This window comes from Williamsia sp., assembly GCF_036566845.1.
Classification (GTDB): Bacteria; Actinomycetota; Actinomycetes; order Mycobacteriales; family Mycobacteriaceae; genus Williamsia.
Map to the genome: position 1 here is coordinate 68488 of NZ_DATCVM010000115.1, position 15335 is coordinate 83822.

Genomic DNA, 15335 nt, shown 5'->3' on the forward strand with positions numbered 1-15335 from the left:
GGGGCGGCTCGTTTCGTCTTGTCACATTCCATTTTTACGAATGCTAGGCTACCCAAACGTCGATAGGCTACCCAAACTTCGGGTGGTCAACCGGCATAAATCGTGAACACCGCGTGGAAGAACGAGGTTGCCGACATGGTGCAGACGTTGGCACCTCCGATCACCGAAAAGCCACACTCGGCGTTGGTCCAGAACGGCAAACGCGTTCTCGCCCTTCTGGTCATGGCCGGGTTGCTCGTGGTGGTGATGTTGCTCAGCGTGTTCGTCGGCAGCGGCGACATCCCGTTCTCGGATGTGTGGCACGCGATCTGGCACGGCCGAGACGGCAGCACCAATGCCGAGATCATCTTGTCCAACCGAATCCCCCGCACCTTGCTCGGCGTCATCGTCGGTGCCGCGCTCGGCGTCGCCGGCGCACTCATCCAGGCCCTGACCAGAAACCCGCTGGCCGACCCCGGCGTCCTGGGCGTCAACGCAGGTGCGTACTTCGTGATGGTGCTGGGGTTCGCAGTCTTCGGCGCCACATCGACGTCGGGGAATGTGCTGTTCGCCATGCTCGGCGCGTTCGCAGCCTCGATCCTGGTCTACTTCGTCGGTTCCCGGGGGCGCGGCGGGGCGAGCCCTGCCAAACTCGTCCTGACCGGCGTTGCGGTGAGTTGTGTCTTCACCGGCGTCGCCTTCGGGATGACCATGGTCGACCCCAAGGCCTTCGACAACATCCGTGGCTGGCAGGTCGGTTCGCTGCAGAAGGATCAGACCCAGTCGATTCTCGAAACGATATGGCCCTACATCCTCGTCGGTCTCGTGATCGCGCTCCTGCTGACGGCCTACCTGAATGCCATCGCGCTCGGCGATGATCGGGCCCGGGCACTCGGCGTCCCGGTGACCTCCGTGCGTGGAGCCGGATTCCTGTCCATGACACTGCTCTGTGGCGCCGGCACCGCAGCGGTCGGTCCGATCACGTTCCTGGGACTGATGGTTCCGCACGCCGTCCGCACGGTTGTCGGTCCCGACCAGAAGTGGATCATCCCGGCCAGCATGCTGTTCGCCCCCGTACTCTTTCTCGGCTCGGACGTGATCGGCAGGGTGATCGCCCCGACCGAGGTACCGGTCGGGATGGTGGTCGCGTTCATCGGCGCGCCGGTCCTCATCTACCTGGCCCGCAACAGCAAGTTCAACGAACTATGAGCACCTCGACAGCGCGGCCCGAACCCGCAATCTGGCCCACCAGAACCAAATTCCTTCGATCGTTCTCCGGCAGACTGAGCATCAAGGTGGATCTGCGGACGGTGGTGATCACCGCCGCGCTGGCGGTCGTGACCGTCGGAGTGTCGCTGTGGTCGCTGACCGTCGGATCCGTCGAAGGCGCGAACCTGCCACTGGATCGGGTGTTCGGGGCGTTCGCCGGAACCGAGACACCGGCGGTCACCAGGATCGTCGTCGAAGGCCGGCTACCGCGAGTACTGGTCGCCATCTTCGGCGGCGCCGCACTTGCCTTGAGCGGGGCCATCTTTCAGACGGTGACGAGAAACCCGCTGGGCAGCCCCGACATCATCGGATTCACCGCGGGCGCCAACACCGGTGCGCTGATGGCGCTGCTGGTGTTCGGTCTGGGCTACAACGGGGCGACCTTCGGGTCGCTGATCGGCGGCCTCCTCACCGGTGTTGTCATCTATGTACTGGCATTCCGCGGCGGGGTGCAGGGATATCGGCTCATCGTCATCGGCATCGGTGTCAGCGCGATGCTCACCGCCTTCAACGGCGTCCTGCTGGTCCGCGCCCGAGTCGAGAACGCCGCAGCCGCGGCGGCCTGGGGGCAGGGGATCTTCGAACAACTGCGATTCCAGGACGTCATCCCCGTCGTTGTCGTATTGGTGATCCTCATCCCGGCCCTGACTTTCTTCACACCGAGTATGCGGATGTTCGAGCTCGGTCAGGATTCGGCCCGCAGCAAGGGAGTCCACACCGAACGCGTCCAGTTGTACCTGCTGATCATCGGTGTCGGTCTGGTCGCGGTCGTGACCGCGGTGGCCGGGCCGATCGCGTTCATCGCGCTCATCGCGCCACAGGTTGCCATGCGGATCACCCGCAGCCCGGGCATTCCACTGGTCACCGGAGCAGCGGTGGGGGCCACCCTGCTGGTGATCAGCGATGCGATCGCCCGGACCCTGCTCGCACCGATACAACTCCCGGTCGGTGTGGTGACCACCGCACTCGGTGGCGTGTACCTGCTCGGTCTCCTCATCGTCCAGTCCCGAAAGGCATCCACGTGACCGAATCACCGACCTACACCGGACGCCTGTCCGGTGAGTCTCTCGATGTCGGTTACGACAAGCGGCTCATCATCGCCGGCCTCGACGTCACGATCCCGGACGGTTCGTTCACCGTGATCGTCGGCCCCAATGCCTGCGGCAAGTCGACGTTGCTCCGGGCACTGTCACGGCTGCTCAAGCCCGTCGGCGGCACGGTGCTCCTCGACGGCAAGAACGTCAATTCGTTCAACGGCAAGGAGTTCGCCCGGCAGGTCGGGCTCCTGCCGCAGCAGTCCCTTGCCCCCGAAGGCATCAACGTGGTGGATCTGGTCTCTCGCGGCCGCTTTCCGTATCAGAAGATGTTCAAGCAGTGGACGGACGACGACGAGAACGCTGTTCGCAATGCATTGGCCGCCACCCGCTTGATGGACCTGTCCACGCGACCGGTCGAAGCCTTGTCCGGTGGTCAGCGACAACGCGTGTGGATCGCCATGGCCCTGGCCCAGGAAACGCCCATCCTGCTCCTCGACGAGCCGACGACCTACCTCGATCTGGCCCATCAACTCGAGATCCTCGAGTTGTGCGCTCGGCTGAACAAGGAGGGTTCGACTCTCGTCGCGGTCCTCCATGACCTCAACCAGGCAGCGCGTTACGCGACCCACCTCATCGCGATGCGCAGCGGCGTGGTGGTCGCTGAAGGTCCACCGGCCGAGGTGGTCACAGAGGAGACCATCGAGGCCGTGTTCGGGGTCCGGTCGCGGGTGATCAATGATCCCGAAACCCAGACCCCGATGGTCATCCCACTGGCGAACGGAGCGGTGCAGATAGCTGAAGTGCAAGGCGATACGGCCAATTTCAGGGCCGAACTCGATGATCTGGGCTGATACCGGTATCCACCGGTCCGATGGAAGGGCAAGGGAAACATGAGATCTGTGCGGCGTGTTCTGGGGGCGCTCACCGTTGCGGTGGCGCTGACCACGGCGATGGCGGCGTGTTCGTCATCTGATTCGTCTTCATCCGACGGGGAGGTGGTCGGGTCGGTCGCGAGCGGTCCCGACACCGTTGTCCGCAAGTCGGGCGACGAACTCAAAGTCGTGGCATTGGGCTGGTCGGATGGAGAGATAGCGCTGTCCTTGGGCGTCAAACCGATTGCCATCTATGACTGGCAGGGTTTCGGAGAAGCCAACAAGGGTGTCGGGTCCTGGGCGACTGATCTGTTCGACGATTCGTCCCCCACTGTCATCGCGAACAGTGGCACCACCTACAACTACGAACAGATCGAACTCCTCGAGCCCGACCTGATCCTCAACGTCCGCGCGGCATCGGACCAGAGGGTATTCGATCGACTCTCACAGATCGCACCGGTTGCGACTGCGCCGGCGGGAGCCCCTGACTTCGCCGTCGACTGGCGGACCCAGACCCAGATCATCGGCGAGGCGATCGGCAAGACCTCCGAAGCCGAACAGGCAGTGGCCGATACATCGGGAAAGATCGAAGCCGCAGCGACCGCAAACCCCGCCTTCAAGGACAAGACCTTCGTCTACGCGGCGAAGTTCGCGGACGCCTACGGCGCCTATGTCGCCGGAGATGCCCGGTTCGACGTGTTCGCCGAGATGGGTTTTGTCGCCTATCCCCCGTTGCTGGCATTGCAGCCCAGCGGGTTCTTCGCGGCCGTGTCGGCAGAGCAGGTGGCGGCGCTGAACGCGCAGGTGGCCATTTTCACCACGATCTCCAAGCCGATGAGCGACCTGACCTCGGATGCGCTGATCAATTCGCTCAGCGTCGTCCAAGACGGCCGGGCCATCATGCTCGACGAGAAGAGTGAGATCAACGTCGCGTTGGCCGCCGGCACCCCGCAGTCCATCGCGATCGCCGTAGACCAGGTGGTTCCGATGCTGCAGCAATCCGTGGCGAAGGTCCCGGGCTGACCCAAGGCTGGTGGTTTGGTGGGTTCTGGTGAAGGTGACCTGCGGGTTTGCTCGCCAGAACCCACCACTTTCGGCTACTCATAGACTCCTTCCACCACCCACTTCCCTTGCTGGTAGAGCAAGAGCAGAGCTCTCGAATCCTCCAGCAGCACTTGAGCTCTCGAATATGAGCCGGCATGTGCACCACCGTCGGCAGCGGACCACCAGTGTTCGTCGACAGCCCACGGCCCGGCCCACCAGCTCAGCGCCCAGGTGCGCTTGCCCCAGCACAGACTGGTCGGCTCCGCACTGAAGCTGCCCCGCGCCGTGACCTCGACGGGGTGGTCTTCGACATCGAGCACCCGCACCGGGGCCATCGGCAGGATCGCCGGAGATGGACCGGGCAATCTGCCCGGCCACGGCGCCGACGGATCCGATGCCGCCACCAACTCATCACCCAGCGGCACCAGCGTTATCTGCTGAGCCGGCCCCCGACCACCGCTGCGCACCGGAACCTTGACCCGCTCACCACCGAGCAGACCCTGCACACGAACCAGAGCCCGGCGCACCCGCTCGGCCACCTCACCGTCACCGCCGGTCAGTCCACCACCGGTGAATCCGAGCTGCATCGCACCCGAACCGATCACCTCCACCGGGTCCAGCCGGATCAGAACCACCGGCCCATCCGGGCGGTCAGTGGCACTTCGACCGGTGAGCCACCCCTCCACCTGCCAGCGGATCCGGTCGGCCGTGGCATCCGGCGTCAGCGGCTCCGCGCATCGCCAGGTACGCGAGTACTCGCGACCGCTCTCGGTGACCGCCTGCACGGTCAGCCTGGTGCAGGCCACCGACGCCGCCGCCAGCAGATCATGCAGCTGGGCAGACAGCCGGCGTCCGACAAAGGCGGCCGCATCCACCCGGTCGATCGGCGGGTCGCACTGGTGCTCCACCACCAGGTCAGGCGGCGGCGCCTGCCCGGAGGCCGGACGTTGCGGCAGGGCCCTCGCCGTGCGGTGGGCAAAGATCGCATCGGCCGCAAACCTGGTGGCCACATCGGTCGCCGACAACGCCGCAAAGTCACCGATGGTCCGTAAACCCATCCGCCACAACAGATCAACAAGGGCAACCCGATCATCGGCGCACATACTCGGCTCCACCGCCAGCTCCGAGATACGCAGGGGCGCAAGGAATCCGGCACCCTGCCCGGGAGGAATCACCAGCCCGCGGCGGGCGGCGATGATCGCGGTGAACAGTTCGTCGGCCACCCCGACCTGCGACTCGACACCACAGGCGGACACCACATCAGTCAGCTTCTCGGCCGCGATCTCCTCACTCCCGAAGTATCGGGCCACCCCACGGGCCGGCAACACCAGCAACCCCGGCCGCAGCACCTCCACCACGGGGATCAACTCGGCAACAGCAGCCACCACAGGTTCGAACAAGCGAGCATCCCGGCCGAGGTCCGCGTCGGCGACAACCAACTGCGGACACCGGGCCTGCGCATCGCGCTTGCGCATCTCCCTGCGCACCCCGGCGCCGCGGGCCGCGGCCGAGCAGGCTATGACCCGCCCCGCCTGCAACACCGCCACCGGCCGCTCCGGCGAGATGTCGACCTCCGCCGCCGCCGCCACCGCCGGCCAGTCCGGGCACCACACACCGAACACCCGCCCACTCATCTACAGCGCCACCTTGAGCATCTCGGATGATGAAACATCCTGTCCATCAACAATGTTCGGACGGTTCTCCGGGATATCCGGGATCGGTGCGATGTCAGCCACCGAATCCACCAGCTGAACCCGGTTGTCGCGATGTATCACGTCCAGCCGGGTGGTGGCCCCGGCAAACCCACGGCCACGCGAGCGCACCATCAGGGACACCCCACCGAGCCGTCCATGCCCGCGTCTGCGACCGGACTGCCCGGCCCCCGATGGTTGATGCCGGTAGTCGCACACCCGGGACTGCACTTTCACATGCGCCCCCGACCACTGCCCGTCGGTGACCACCAGGACCGCCCCCTTGCTGCGGGCCCGGGCCATCACCACCCGGCTACGGGAGGGCGGCACACTGAACCCACCGAGCCCGACCACCACCAGATCGAGCCCGTCGAGCAATACGGCCGCGATCTCCACCGGGTCCGGCCCCGGGTCGGGGATCACCGCGATCCGGGACAGATCCGCGCCCATCTCCACCGCCGCCAACAGCCCCAACTGCGGTTGGCCGATCACGGCCACGTGACCTCCATCAGCGCTCACCTGGGCGATCAGTGACAGCAACGGCGATCGCGCTCCTTCCAGCGCCAGCACCGTGCCCCGAGCCAGACCGCAGGGTGGCAGCACCCGCTCGAAAGCCGGTGGAACCGGCAGCCGATCCCGCTCCGAGTACTTTTCATCGTCGTTCCGCACAGCAGACATCTGACGCTGCGGCACAACGGATTCGGGGCGTGACCGAGTGGTGGCAGCAGCCAGGGTCTGCCGCAACATCTCCAGCTTCTGCGCCTTACTCGGTACCGCTTCCGGCGCCGTCTCCAAAGCGTGCATCACACCTCCACATCACTCCCCGCCGAGGCGAAGAAGTGGCACAGGGAAGGTGGGCCACCGTCAGAACTCGAACCGAAACTCGAACATGTTTTCGATATCTCCGAGCGTAGGTCAGCCCTCCGACAAGCGTCAAACACACACGGCGCGTCGGCCCCGAAATGCCGGGCCGGGTGGCACACCATCCACACCCGCCACAGCGTCCACTAAGGTCAGACCCGTGAGCGCCCCTTCGTACCGCGTTCCCGGCCCCGACTACCTGGTGGCCGGGCGATACCGCCTGCGTTCGAAGATCGGCGGCGGCGGCATGGGCGCGGTCTGGCTGGCGCACGACACCCTCCTCGACCGCGAGGTCGCGATCAAACAGGTGCTCTCCGTCGCCGGGATGACCGACGATTCGGCGGCCGAGATGCGGCAGCGCGCGATGCGGGAGGGCCGGATCGCCGCCCGGCTCAGCCACCGCAACGCCATCGCCATGCACGATGTGGCACTCGACTCCGGTGAGCCCTGGCTTGTCATGGAGTACCTGCCCTCGCGCAGCGTGGCCGAGATCTTGCACCAGTCCGGCACCCTGCCCGTCGATCAGGTGGCACAGATCGGTGCCCAGATCGCCGACGCCATGGTCGAAGCCCACACCGCCGGCATCCTGCACCGCGACATCAAGCCCGGCAACATCCTGATCGCCGAGGGCCGCAACGCCGGCCTGGTGAAACTCACCGACTTCGGCATCTCCCGATCCAAAGACGATGTCCAGCTGACACAGACCGGAGTGATCACCGGGACCCCGGCGTACTTCGCCCCCGAGGTGGCGCGCGGTGAGGATCCGAGCGAGGCCTCCGACGTCTACTCCCTGGGATCCACCCTTTACACCTCGGTCGAAGGTCAGCCGCCCTTCGGCGTCGACGAGAACTCACTTGTCGTGCTGCACAGAGTCGCCCGCGGCGAGATCATCCCGCCCAAACGATCCGGCCCGCTCGAAGGCGCGCTTCTGGCGATGCTCGAACCCAGCCCGGCCCGCCGCCCGACCATGGCCCAGGTCCGGGACCGTCTGGCCCAGGTGGCCGCCGGTGACAACAGCAACACCGCGCTGATCCTGACCACACCACTCGACCGCAGACCTTCCGGAACCCCGCATCGCACCACCACCCGTCGGATACCGACGGCCACCGAATCCGGGCTCCCCGCTGTCACCGGTGTGCCCGGCCCCGATCCGCAGGCGCGCAACCCGGCGTGGCCGAACCCGTCCCCCACCTCCCGGCCGGCCGGCCGGGATCCATGGCAGGCCACCGAGGTCTCCGGACCGTCCTACCCGGCATCCTGGGCTGCTGCGCAACCCCCGAACCAGCAGTCGCCGCAGCGGCATCTCGGTCTGGCCGCCGCGGTGTTCCTGGTGTTCGTGATGCTGGCCGCCATCGCGATCACCATCATCGCCCTGGTTCGCTGACACATCACCCGGCCGGGCTGTGCCGGGCAGTCAGTGAATGTGCCGGTTCACGGCCCAGCGGGTGAGCGCATTGCGGTTCGATTGCTGGGTTTTGCGCAGGACGTTCGAGGCATGTGTTTCCACGGTCTTGATCGAGATCACCAGATCCTCCGCGATCTCGCGATAGGTGAAACCGCGGGCCAGCAACCGCAGCACCTCCATCTCACGCGGGGTCAGCGAATCGAGTTCGGGATCGAGTTGCGGCTCGGGTACCGGCGAGCGGCCGGTGAACGAGTCGAGCACGAACCCGGCAAGACGTGGACTGAACACCGCATCACCGTCGGCCACCCGACGCACCGACTCGGCGAGCTCGGCACCGTCGATCGTCTTGGTGACATAGCCACGAGCACCCGCGCGGATGGTGGCGATCACATCCTCGGCGGCGTCAGAAACACTGAGCGCCAAGAACACCGGTGGATTGCTCGGTGCAGCGTCGGCCACACCCCGCAGGACCGCGATCCCGCCACCGGCCGGCATGTGGACATCGAGCAACACCACATCCGGCGCCGACTGCAGGATCCCGGCAATCGCATCGACCACCGATCCCGCCTCACCGACAACCTGTACATCGGCCTCGGACGCGAGTTCGGCACGGACCCCGGAACGGAAGACTCCGTGGTCGTCCACCAAGAACACCCGGTACGGTCCGCTACGCCCGGTCATGTCCCTGGTCTCCGTCTCCCGGCATCTCGCCGTTCTTGTCTCCCGGCGTCCCGCCGCCGTTGTCCCCCGGCGTCCCGCCCCTATCCACAGCCGTGTGATCGCCGTTCTCCACCGGCGCCTCACCACCGTGCTCACCGCGCGGCATGGCCATCCGGACGTCGACGCCTTTGCCCGGCGACGACTTGATGTCAACGCTACCGCCGTGCCGGATCACCCGGCCTTTGATGGAACCCGACACACCGCGACGATCTTCGGGCACCTCGTCCGGATCAAAGCCCACTCCGCGGTCGCGGACGTACACCACGATCTGCCCGACATCGACCTCCGCGTACACATCGACCGAGCGTTCGCCAGAGTGCTTGGCCGCGTTCACCACAGCTTCCCGGGTGGCCGCGATCAGCGCCGCCCACCTCCTGGTGTCGGTGGTCCACCCCGGATCGTCTGCGGTGACATCGCCGACTGTCACCACCTCGACCTCCACCCCGTAGTGGTCCTCCACCTCGGCGGCAACGGATTTGATGGCGGCGGTCAGCGAATCACTGTGTCGGTCAACCTCTCCGAACAGGTAACTGCGCAGTTCTCGTTCCTGGCTGCGTGCCAGCCGCTGGACCTCGTCGGAATGTGCCGCCCGTTTCTGGATCAGCGCCAGCGTCTGCAGGACCGAATCATGCAGGTGCGCAGCAATTTCCTCACGTTCGATGTTCCGGATCCGGGCAGCGCGTTCGGATCCGAGCATGCGGGCCATCCGCAACCACAGGGGAATCGTCAGCAGCATCACGCCGGTGAATGTGGCTGCGACCGCCAACAAGACCGTACTCAAGCCGCCGATCTTGTTGTTGCTCGCCAGCACGACCACCACCAACCCGATCACCACCAGCGTTGCGCCACCGGCGATCCGGGTCCACGTGAGCGCACGCGCCGATGCCGATCGTGGCCGCCAGCTCGAGTCGAGCTCGCGCCACACCAGAGACGCCCCGATGGCAACAACCACCAGGGGGATGAGGAACTGCGCCGGCGTGCCCGAGGCGACGAACCCGACCAGGATCACCGCGACCAGGCCGACGATGGCGAGCCCGATCCCTTGTCTACGTTCGGACTTGGTGGGCGGCGCCGTGTCGGTGCCGGGTGGGCAGAGGAACCAGAGCAGGCCGTACGCGCAGATCCCGGCGCCGGCCAGCGCGCTGAGCACCACGAACACAACGCGCACCCGAAAAGCGTCGACGCCGAGATGATCGGCCACACCGCCGGCGACTCCGCCGATGACGCGACCTCCATCACGGCGGTGGACACGCGTGGCAGTGGACATCAATCGATACTGGCATGCCCGGACCGGGCGGCACATCGGGGACATACCCCAGATGTGAAGACAGGGTGCAAATCAGGGTGAATCCCGATGGTGCACTGGCCCGCGGCTCCGCAGAATTGAATCAACAGCACGCACACAGATGTATCGAGGCGGAGTTCGACATGGCAACCAGTGGCACCGGTACAGGTACCGACGACTTGCAGAAGCAAGTGCAGAAGATGTGGCAGACCCGGCCCGCCCGGGCGACCACCGGATCGACGGTCGGTGGTGTGTGCGCCGGCATCGGTGCCCGCTACAAGGTGGATCCGACCCTGGTCAAGGTCGCGTTCATCGTCGCAGCCCTGTTCGGCGGGTCAGGGCTGGTGCTCTACGTGGCCGCGTGGATCGTATTGCCCGAGGGTTCGGCGAGCTCACAGCCCGGCACCCGGCATCAGCGCCGGTGGCATGGTTTCCGGCATTCGTCGTCGCATCCACCAACCGTCGCGGCCATCGTCGTGCTGGTGATCCTGGTCCTGGTCCTGCAACCCAACCTCGCCTGGAGCGGGGGCGGTCTGGCCGGAACGGCCCTGATGCTGCTCGGATGGTGGCTTCTGTACCAGCGGACACCGATCCCCGAACCCGGAACCAGCGCAGACACTCTCGGGCAACAGTCCGGTACCGCCCGCGCCGGCGGGCAGCCGCCTTCTACCCCCGGATCGTGGTGGAGCAGTGAGTCCGCAGGTTCCGACCCGGTTACCGAGCAGTTCCAGCGGTGGACCCCGCGATCATGGCTCAAAGACGAGACAACGAGCACCGCCCCCACCGGCGCGGGCCCCGATGCGACTGCATCCGATTCCCCGCCGTCGACAGCGTCCGACTCCCCACTGCCACCGTCGCCGCCCTCGTGGGATCCGTTGGGAGTGGCACCATTTGCCTGGGATCTCCCCGAGCCCACGCCCCCGGAGGAAAAGAAGCCCTCGTCGCGATTCACTCCGGTTGTGCTCGGCGTCGCGATCATCGCGACCGCGGTGACCGCAGGCCTCTCCAGCGTTGTGGACTGGCTCAGTCCGGCCGAGGTCGCCTCGGTGGGGTTGTTGGTTCTCGCGAGTGGGCTGCTGATCGGTGCGTTCACCCGGCGCGGCCTGGGACTGATCCCGATCGCCATACCCGTCGCCGGATTCGTGGTAGTCGCCTCGCTGATCAGCGGTATCGACTTCCCCTCGGGTGGGGTCGGTGACCGCAGCTGGAAGCCGCTGACGACCGCAGATCTGAAAGACAGCTATTCGGTGTCCATGGGCAACGGCACCCTCGACCTGACGGACATCAACCTCACGGAAGACGCAAAAGTCACCGCGGAAGTCGGCGTCGGCGAGTTCAAGGTCATTGCTCCGGCCGACATGAACATCCGTGCCGATTGCGATGTCGCCGTCGGAGAAGTCAAATGTCCCGACGGCCTCGACGGCGGCACCGACGGAACCAAGGGCCCCGTGCTGACCGTCGACATGAGTGCCGCGCTCGGAAATGTGGAGGTCACCCGTGAATAAGTTCTCCCCGACCCTGGCCCTGAGCGGGATCGCGGCTCTCCTGGTGGCGGTGTGGGGGCTCGTCGGGAGCCCTGACATCACCAATTCGGGTACGGCGCTGTGGAGCGCTCTGGCCGTCGCCGTCCTGGTCGGACTGGCGCTGATCTTCAGCGGCGGACGCCACGACAAGAACACTCCACAGCACAGCAATCAGGACGAAGAGCCCGCAGAGTAGTGCTCAGCCGCCGGAGTTCACTCCCACTCGATGGTGCCCGGCGGCTTGCTCGTCACGTCGAGAACCACCCGGTTGACCTCGGGCACCTCGTTGGTGATGCGGGTCGAGATGAGTTCGAGGACCTCATACGGGATGCGCGTCCAGTCGGCGGTCATCGCGTCTTCACTCGACACCGGCCGCAGGACGATCGGATGACCGTACGTACGGCCGTCGCCCTGGACACCCACGCTGCGGACGTCGGCGAGCAGCACCACGGGGCACTGCCAGATCTGGTTGTCGAGGCCGGCCGCCGTGAGTTCCTCACGAGCGATGAGATCGGCCTTGCGAAGCAACGCGAGACGCTCGGCGTTGACCGAGCCGACGATGCGGATGGCCAGCCCCGGACCCGGGAAAGGTTGGCGCGCAACGATTTCCTCGGGCAGGCCCAGCTCGCGGCCAACCGCACGGACCTCGTCCTTGAACAGCAGACGAAGGGGTTCGACCAGACTGAACTCGAGATCTTCCGGAAGTCCACCGACGTTGTGGTGACTCTTGATGTTCGCGGTACCGCTACCGCCACCGGATTCGACAACATCCGGGTAGAGGGTGCCCTGCACCAGGAACTCCACCTTGTCACCGTGGGCGGCCCGGTCACCGAGGACATCGCTGACGGCACCCTCGAACGACCGGATGAACTCACGCCCGATGATCTTGCGCTTGGCCTCCGGATCACTCACGTCGGCGAGTTCCCGCAGAAAGGTCTCTTCGGCGTCGACGGTGACCAGTCGGGCGCCCGTCGCGGCGACAAAATCGTGCTGAACCTGTTCGCGCTCACCGGCGCGCAGCAGACCGTGGTCGACGAACACACAGGTGAGGCGATCCCCGACAGCCCGCTGGACCAGGGCCGCGGCCACTGCCGAGTCGACGCCACCGGACAGTCCGCAGATGGCCAGACCGTCCCCGATCTGTTTGCGAACCTGCTCCACGAGGGCATCGGCGATGTTCGACGCGGTCCAGGTGGGTGTGAGCCCGGCGATCTCGTAGAGGAACCGGGTGAGCACATGCTGGCCGTGCGGTGTGTGCATGACCTCGGGGTGGTACTGGACGCCGGCCATCTGGCGCTCCACACATTCGAAGGCCGCAACCGGCGCACCCGGTGTCGACGCGGTGACCACGAATCCGGGCGGCGGCTCCTGGACTGCGTCGTTGTGACTCATCCACACCGGCTGCTCGTCCGGGGTTCCTCCGTGCAGCACGCCGCCGGTGGTGCTCATGGTGGTTCTGCCGAACTCACGACCGCCGGTGTTCGCGACCACACCGCCGAGCGCGTTGGCCATCGCCTGGTACCCGTAGCAGATCCCCATCACGGGAATCCCCAGGTCGAACAGACCTCCGTCGATCCCTGGCGCATCCTCGGCGTACACCGAGGCCGGACCGCCTGAAAGTATCAGTGCAACAGGATCTTTCGCCTTGATCTCGTCGAGTGTCGCGGTATGGGCGACAACCTCCGAATAGATCCGGGCCTCACGGACCCGCCGAGCGATCAGCTGCGCGTACTGCGCGCCGAAATCGACCACCAGTACCGGTCGCGGAGCTGCTGCTTGCACACCTGTGTCTACGCTGTCTACCACGCCGATCAGTCTAAACGCGTCGGCGATGTGATCTGTCCCTGGGGAGACGATCAGACATCAGGCACCTGCCTGCAGCGGCGTGTCCACCACGGTCAGCGGGAGCCGTAGGGCGCCCGGCGCGCCTTCTGGAACCACCGGAGCGATCGGCGGCGTCGGCGCAATCCGGACGTAGGCTTGCCCCTGCTCGGGCCGCTTGTCCGCTTCACCCTTGTTGGGCCACAACGCAACTGCGCGCTCGGCCTGCGCGCAGATCGACAACGACGGGTTCACACCCAGGTTGGCCGAGATCGCCGCGCCGTCGGTGATGTGCAGCGTCGGGTAGTTCCACACGCGGTGGTACGGGTCGACAACACCGGTCTCGGGGTCGTCCGAGATGACACATCCACCCAGGTAGTGAGCGGTCAGCGGCATGTTGAACACGTCGCCCCAGGTTCCACCGGCGAGTCCGTCGAACTGGGCCGCCGCCAGTTCGGTCGCCTCGTTGCCGGCCGGGATCCACGTCGGATTGGGTTCGCCGTGGCCCTGCTTGCTGTTCACAAACCGCCACGGACCGAATTTCTGCACAAAGGTGGTCAGCGAGTTGTTCCGGTTCTGCATCACCAGGAGGATCACCGTCCGCTGGCTCCAGTGCCTCAGCTTGATCAGCTGGAACAGACTGCCCAGCCCTTCCTCACGCACCTTGTCGACCAGTTTGAGCCGCCGCGACCGGCCCGGTTCGCCGTCGGTCAGCAGAGTCTGCAGCAACGCAATCGCATTGGAGCCCTTGCCATAACGCACCGGTTCGATGTGGGTGTCCGGTGCCGGATGGAACGACGAGGTGATCGCGATGCCCTCGGAGAAATCCTGAGCCGGATCGTACGTGCGGCGCATCGCACCGAGAATCGACTCGGAGTTGGTTCGGGTCAGCAGCCCCAGGGCGTCGGACACCTCCGGCAACGCACCGCTGTTCTTGTTCAGGTGCATGATCTTCTGCGTGTTGAACGTGCCCGCGGCCACGATCACCTGGCCCGCGGTCAGCGTCCGGCGACGGGCGCCCACCCGGCCCCACGCTGCGGACCGGCTGGTCTGGACCGACCAACTCCCGCCTGCGCGCTGCGTCAGCCCGGTCACCGTGGTGCGGTCGATGATCGTCGCCCCTCGGGATTCGGCCAGACCCAGATAGTTCTTCAGCAGTGTGTTCTTCGCACCCACCCGGCAGCCGGTCATACAGGCGCCGCATTCGGTGCACACGGTCCGGTCGGGACCGACGCCCCCGAAGTATGGATCTGCCACCTTCTCGCCGGGAAGTCCTGTGCCACCCGACTTTTCGCCGAAGAAGACACCAACGGGCGTGGGACCGAACGTATCCCCCACACCCATGTCGTCGGCGACCTTGCGCATCACGTGATCCGCATGGGTCTCGATTGGCGTGGTCACCACACCGAGCATCCGGCGGGCCTGCTCATAGTAGGGCGAGAGTTCACTCTCCCAGTCCGTGATGTGCGCCCACTGCGGATCCTTGAAGAACGGCGTCGGCGGCTTGTACAGGGTGTTGGCGTAATTCAGCGAACCGCCGCCCACCCCCGCGCCGGCCAGGATCATCACATCTTTGAGGAGATGGATCCGCTGGATGCCGAACATCCCCAGCCTGGGAGCCCACAGCCACTTGTGGAGCCGCCAGCTCGTCTTGGCGAACTGGTCGTCGGTGAACCGACGACCGGCCTCGACGACACCGACCTTGTAGCCCTTCTCGACCAGCCGCAACGCACTGACACTCCCACCGAACCCCGATCCGATGATCAGCACATCGAAATCGTGGTCGCGGCGGGCTTCAGGCTGCTCGGGCTGTGAGTAACCGTTACCG

The 15335-nt window shown here is 65.9% G+C and carries 13 protein-coding genes; 7 read left to right on the plus strand and 6 right to left on the minus strand.

Going from position 1 to position 15335, the window contains the following annotated elements; translation table 11 throughout:
- Window positions 1-102: 102 nt before the first annotated feature.
- The 4 genes from VIQ49_RS10820 to VIQ49_RS10835 are packed head-to-tail and all read left to right on the plus strand — an operon-like array spanning window position 103 to window position 4180.
- A complete protein-coding gene (locus VIQ49_RS10820) occupies window positions 103-1188 on the plus strand; it encodes a FecCD family ABC transporter permease (RefSeq protein ID WP_331884312.1) in 1086 nt (361 codons plus the stop codon).
- The gene (locus tag VIQ49_RS10825; protein WP_331884315.1) at window positions 1185-2273 is read left to right on the plus strand and encodes a FecCD family ABC transporter permease; all 1089 of its coding nucleotides are present in this window, start codon (window positions 1185-1187) and stop codon (window positions 2271-2273) included. Before VIQ49_RS10820 ends, VIQ49_RS10825 begins: the two co-directional genes overlap by 4 nt.
- Window positions 2270-3136, plus strand: coding sequence for an ABC transporter ATP-binding protein (locus tag VIQ49_RS10830; protein ID WP_331884318.1), 867 nt, complete (start codon window positions 2270-2272; stop codon window positions 3134-3136). Before VIQ49_RS10825 ends, VIQ49_RS10830 begins: the two co-directional genes overlap by 4 nt.
- 39 nt (window positions 3137-3175) lie before the next feature.
- Window positions 3176-4180 carry an ABC transporter substrate-binding protein gene (locus VIQ49_RS10835; RefSeq protein ID WP_414731621.1) on the plus strand — a complete coding sequence of 335 codons (1005 nt, stop codon included), beginning with the start codon at window positions 3176-3178 and terminating at the stop codon, window positions 4178-4180.
- A 74-nt stretch (window positions 4181-4254) separates the two neighbouring features.
- Here the strand turns inward: VIQ49_RS10835 and VIQ49_RS10840 are convergent, their stop codons facing one another.
- Together VIQ49_RS10840 and VIQ49_RS10845 are read right to left on the minus strand one after the other, a co-directional pair.
- On the minus strand, window positions 4255-5835 hold the full coding sequence (locus tag VIQ49_RS10840) for a DNA polymerase Y family protein (RefSeq protein ID WP_331884324.1): 1581 nt from the start codon (window positions 5833-5835) through the stop codon (window positions 4255-4257).
- Window positions 5836-6696 carry a hypothetical protein gene (locus VIQ49_RS10845; protein WP_331884327.1) on the minus strand — a complete coding sequence of 287 codons (861 nt, stop codon included), beginning with the start codon at window positions 6694-6696 and terminating at the stop codon, window positions 5836-5838.
- Between the two features lie 217 nt (window positions 6697-6913).
- On the opposite strand from VIQ49_RS10845, the gene VIQ49_RS10850 reads away from it, so the two are divergent.
- Window positions 6914-8137: a serine/threonine-protein kinase gene (locus VIQ49_RS10850; protein WP_331884330.1), complete on the plus strand. Its 1224-nt coding sequence runs from the start codon at window positions 6914-6916 to the stop codon at window positions 8135-8137.
- A gap of 30 nt (window positions 8138-8167) precedes the next feature.
- Here the strand turns inward: VIQ49_RS10850 and VIQ49_RS10855 are convergent, their stop codons facing one another.
- Window positions 8168-8839 (minus strand): response regulator transcription factor, encoded by a 672-nt coding sequence (locus tag VIQ49_RS10855; RefSeq protein WP_331884333.1) that lies wholly within the window; start codon window positions 8837-8839, stop codon window positions 8168-8170.
- Window positions 8826-10145, minus strand: a complete 1320-nt coding sequence (locus VIQ49_RS10860; RefSeq protein WP_331884336.1) for a PspC domain-containing protein — start codon at window positions 10143-10145, stop codon at window positions 8826-8828. The genes VIQ49_RS10855 and VIQ49_RS10860 overlap by 14 nt, the downstream gene beginning before the upstream one ends.
- 161 nt (window positions 10146-10306) lie before the next feature.
- Here VIQ49_RS10860 and VIQ49_RS10865 point away from each other — a divergent pair, with 161 nt between their 5' ends.
- Window positions 10307-11668 carry a PspC domain-containing protein gene (locus tag VIQ49_RS10865; protein WP_331884338.1) on the plus strand — a complete coding sequence of 454 codons (1362 nt, stop codon included), beginning with the start codon at window positions 10307-10309 and terminating at the stop codon, window positions 11666-11668.
- Complete coding sequence (locus VIQ49_RS10870) at window positions 11661-11882, plus strand: hypothetical protein (protein ID WP_331884341.1); 222 nt, start codon at window positions 11661-11663, stop codon at window positions 11880-11882. Before VIQ49_RS10865 ends, VIQ49_RS10870 begins: the two co-directional genes overlap by 8 nt.
- Before the next feature lie 17 nt (window positions 11883-11899).
- Here the strand turns inward: VIQ49_RS10870 and guaA are convergent, their stop codons facing one another.
- Both guaA and VIQ49_RS10880 read right to left on the minus strand, forming a co-directional pair.
- Entirely contained in the window at window positions 11900-13492 is a 1593-nt protein-coding gene (gene guaA, locus VIQ49_RS10875) for a glutamine-hydrolyzing GMP synthase (protein ID WP_331884344.1), read from the minus strand.
- Between the two features lie 57 nt (window positions 13493-13549).
- On the minus strand, window positions 13550-15277 hold the full coding sequence (locus VIQ49_RS10880; RefSeq protein WP_331884409.1) for a GMC family oxidoreductase: 1728 nt from the start codon (window positions 15275-15277) through the stop codon (window positions 13550-13552).
- Between the last annotated feature and the right edge of the window lie 58 nt (window positions 15278-15335).